This window comes from Devosia sp. (assembly GCF_034675085.1).
Lineage (GTDB): Bacteria > Pseudomonadota > Alphaproteobacteria > Rhizobiales > Devosiaceae > Devosia.
In genome coordinates this window covers 1-3,321 of sequence record NZ_JAUCDN010000351.1, presented here as the reverse complement: position 1 = coordinate 3,321, position 3,321 = coordinate 1, and the positions used below count along the sequence as shown (strand labels likewise).

General features: G+C 58.3%; 4 protein-coding genes. All 4 read left to right on the top strand.

What is annotated here, in order from left to right; genetic code table 11:
- The coding region (locus VDP82_RS16090) for a hypothetical protein (protein WP_323015842.1) at positions 1-848 on the top strand (848 nt) is incomplete at its 5' end.
- A 35-nt stretch (positions 849-883) separates the two neighbouring features.
- Positions 884-1,267: a GtrA family protein gene (locus VDP82_RS16085; RefSeq protein WP_323015841.1), complete on the top strand. Its 384-nt coding sequence runs from the start codon at positions 884-886 to the stop codon at positions 1,265-1,267.
- Positions 1,264-2,145 (top strand): class I SAM-dependent methyltransferase, encoded by an 882-nt coding sequence (locus tag VDP82_RS16080; protein ID WP_323015840.1) that lies wholly within the window; start codon positions 1,264-1,266, stop codon positions 2,143-2,145. Before VDP82_RS16085 ends, VDP82_RS16080 begins: the two co-directional genes overlap by 4 nt.
- Before the next feature lie 76 nt (positions 2,146-2,221).
- Positions 2,222-3,321, top strand: a 1,100-nt coding sequence (gene rffA, locus VDP82_RS16075) for a dTDP-4-amino-4,6-dideoxygalactose transaminase (RefSeq protein WP_323015843.1), incomplete at its 3' end; no start/stop codon positions are given.

The following is a 3,321-nucleotide window of genomic DNA, read 5'->3' as shown; positions in this document are numbered from 1 at the left end:
CCATTGCCGAACAGATCGAAGGGGATCGCTACAGGTTCTATTTCTCCTCGCGGGATACGCAAAATCGTGGCCATGGCGGTTATGTCGAGGTCGATATGCGCCAGCCCACCAAAGTGCTGTATCTGCACAAGGACCCGATCCTGGAGCCGGGTGAGCTGGGCTGTTTCGATGATAGCGGCGCACTGCCCAATTCAATTGTGGAGGTGGGAGGGCGCAAGCTCCTCTACTATACGGGCATCAATCTGGGCGTCACCGTGAAGATCCGCAATTCCATAGGGCTGGCCGAGTGGAACGAGAGCGAGCATCGGTTCGTGCGTCTTTTCCCCGGCCCCGTGATCGACCGAACCCGCGTCCAGCCCCATTTCGTTGCCACGCCGGAAGTCCTGCATGACGGAGAGCGCTTCCGTGCCTGGTTTACCTCCTGTGTCCGCTGGGAGGAGCGGCCGGAGGGCGCCAAGCATTTCTATAACCTGGAATATGCCGAATCTGCCGACGGCATCGATTGGCAGCGCGATGGCGTCGTGGCCATCGGTTTCCGCGACGAATTCGAATATGCGCTGGGCGTGCCGCGTGTGAAGCGGGATGGCGCGACCTATAAGATGTGGTTCTGCTCGCGCGCCACCGAGGACGTTTCAACCTATAGGCTGCGCTATGCGGAATCGGAAGATGGCGTGGCCTGGAGGCGACGGGATTCCCTTGTGGGGATCGATGTGTCCGAATCAGGCTGGGATTCGCAGATGATCTGCTACCCTTTCATCTTCGACCACGGGGACAACAGATATCTGCTCTATAACGGCAATGATTACGGCAAGACGGGATTTGGTATCGCCGTTCTGGATAGCGAATGATCCCGTGGCCGTCGAGGGAAGTATTGGTCCCTCTGATGCGCTATGCCTGCGTGGGCGCAGCGACCAATCTTATCGGATACCTTGCCTATCTTGGCCTTACGCATCAGGGCGTCGATCCCAAGATCGCCATGTCCCTGCTTTATGGGCTGGTGGTGTGCATCGGTTTTTTGGGCAATAGATTCTGGTCGTTCAGGCATGAAGGGAATATGGCGCGTGCCGGACTGCGCTATATTTTTACCAACGCGCTGGGATACGGGCTGAATCTGGCCTTGCTGCTGTTTTTCGTAGACTTCCTCAAACTCAATCATGCCTATGTGCAGTTCGCTGCGATATTCGTGGTCGCGGGCTTTCAATTTGTTCTGCTGCGGGTTTTTGTCTTTAGCCGCCCACAGGGCACCGATTCGAGGATCCATCCGTGAGAGAATGCGGGGCCTGCCATGCCGAGTTCGATTCCCTTACGCACGAATGCCGGGAGTGCGGGCATAGCCCGCAGCGGATAGATGGCCTCATCGCCTTCGCGCCCGAGATGGCGGCGTCGGAGGAGGGCTACAAGGCAGAATTCTATGATGAGTATCACGGCCTGGAGCGGCACCATTTCTGGTTCACGGTTCGCCGCGACCTGATCGTTTTCTTCATCAGGCTTCATCGCCCCGATGTTTCCGCCTATTTCGAAGTCGGCTGTGGCACCGGATACGTCATGGAGGGTGTGGGGCAGGCATTTCCCGAGGCACATTTGTCCGGAAGCGAAATGCTCACCAGCGGCCTGACCCTCGCCAGAAAGAGCCTGCCATCGGCGGAATTTCTGCAAATGGATGCTCGCAACATTCCCTTCAAAGAGCATTTCGATGTCGTCGCAGCCTTCGACGTCATCGAACATATCAAGCAGGACGATCTTGTTCTTCGGCAATTATACAAGGCGGCCCGGCCTGGCGGAGTGCTGATAGTGACCGTTCCGCAGCATCAATGGCTGTGGAGCGAGGTGGATGTCTATTCGCAACACGAGCGTCGCTACTCGGCTCCAGCGTTGCACACTGCGATAGAGGCTGCGGGCTTCCGGGTGGTGGATTCGACCTCATTCGTGACGTTTCTTCTGCCGCTAATGCTGGTATCGCGACTTTTGGGGCGCGGCCGGTCCGCAGACGCCGACCCGCTTTCTGAATTCAGGATTCCCGGTTGGCTGAATGGAGTGCTCACCTGGATCATGCGGCTGGAGGCATTCTTCGTCCGCCTGGGCCTGCGCCTGCCGATCGGGGGCTCCAGACTTGTTGTGGCGTTAAAGGACCAGCGTCCAGTATGACGGCAACAGAGACAATGACTGACGCGTCATCTTGGGGGATGCTGTGATCGACAGGATAGAGTTCAACCGGCCCTTCATGACCGGTAAAGAGTTCCAGTATATCGAAGAGGCGAAGAAGCACTTCGTTCTTGCCGGCGATGGCCCGTTCTCGAAAAAATGCCACGCGTGGCTGGAGCAATCTACGGGAACCGCGCGGGCGCTGCTGACCCATTCCTGCACAGCGGCCCTGGAGATGGCGGCGCTGCTGCTCGATATAGAGCCGGGCGACGAGGTTATCATGCCGGCGTTTACGTTCGTCTCGACGGCTAATGCCTTCGTGCTTCGAGGCGGCGTTCCGGTCTTCGTGGATATCCGACCCGATACGCTCAACCTCGACGAACAGCTCATCGAGGCGGCGATAACCCCCCGGACCAAGGCCATCGTGGCCGTCCACTATGCCGGCGTCGCCTGCGAGATGGACACCATCCTCGATATTGCCCGGCGTCATTCGCTCAAGGTCGTAGAGGACGCCGCCCAGGGCGCCATGGCCAGCTATAAGGGGCGCTTTCTCGGGGCCATCGGGGATCTCGGCACGCTGAGCTTCCACGAAACCAAGAATGTCATTTCGGGGGAAGGCGGCGCGCTTCTGGTCAACGATCCCACTTTCATCCAGCGCGCGGAAATCATCCGGGAAAAAGGAACCGATCGCAGTCGTTTCTTTCGGGGAGAGGTCGATAAATATACCTGGCAGGAAGTTGGTTCGTCCTATCTGCCGGGCGATCTGGTTGCGGCTTTTCTCTGGGCGCAACTCGAGCAGGCCGAAAAGATCACGCAAGGCAGGCTCGGCCTATGGCAGAATTACCATGACGCCTTGCAGGATCTGGAGCGACAGGGGGTTCTTCGCCTGCCGATTATCCCACCGGAATGCCAGCATAATGCTCATATGTACTATGTTCTTCTGGCGGAGCGGGTCGACCGGCAGGCCGTGTTGAAGCGGCTGAAGGCCAAAGGGATAAACGCCGTTTTCCACTATGTGCCCCTCCATGATTCACCGGCGGGCAAAAGATATTCAAGGCCGCATGGCGATCTGCGCGTCACCGATGATCTTTCGGCGCGCCTTATCCGCCTGCCGCTTTGGATGGGCCTGAGCATGGAGCAGCAATCCAGGGTTGTCAGCGCCCTGACCGAAGCCGTGAC

Excerpts from the sequence above, each read along its gene's own strand:
- VDP82_RS16085 (WP_323015841.1), top strand. The coding sequence starts at position 884 with ATGCGCTATGCCTGCGTGGGCGCAGCGACCAATCTTATCGGATACCTT.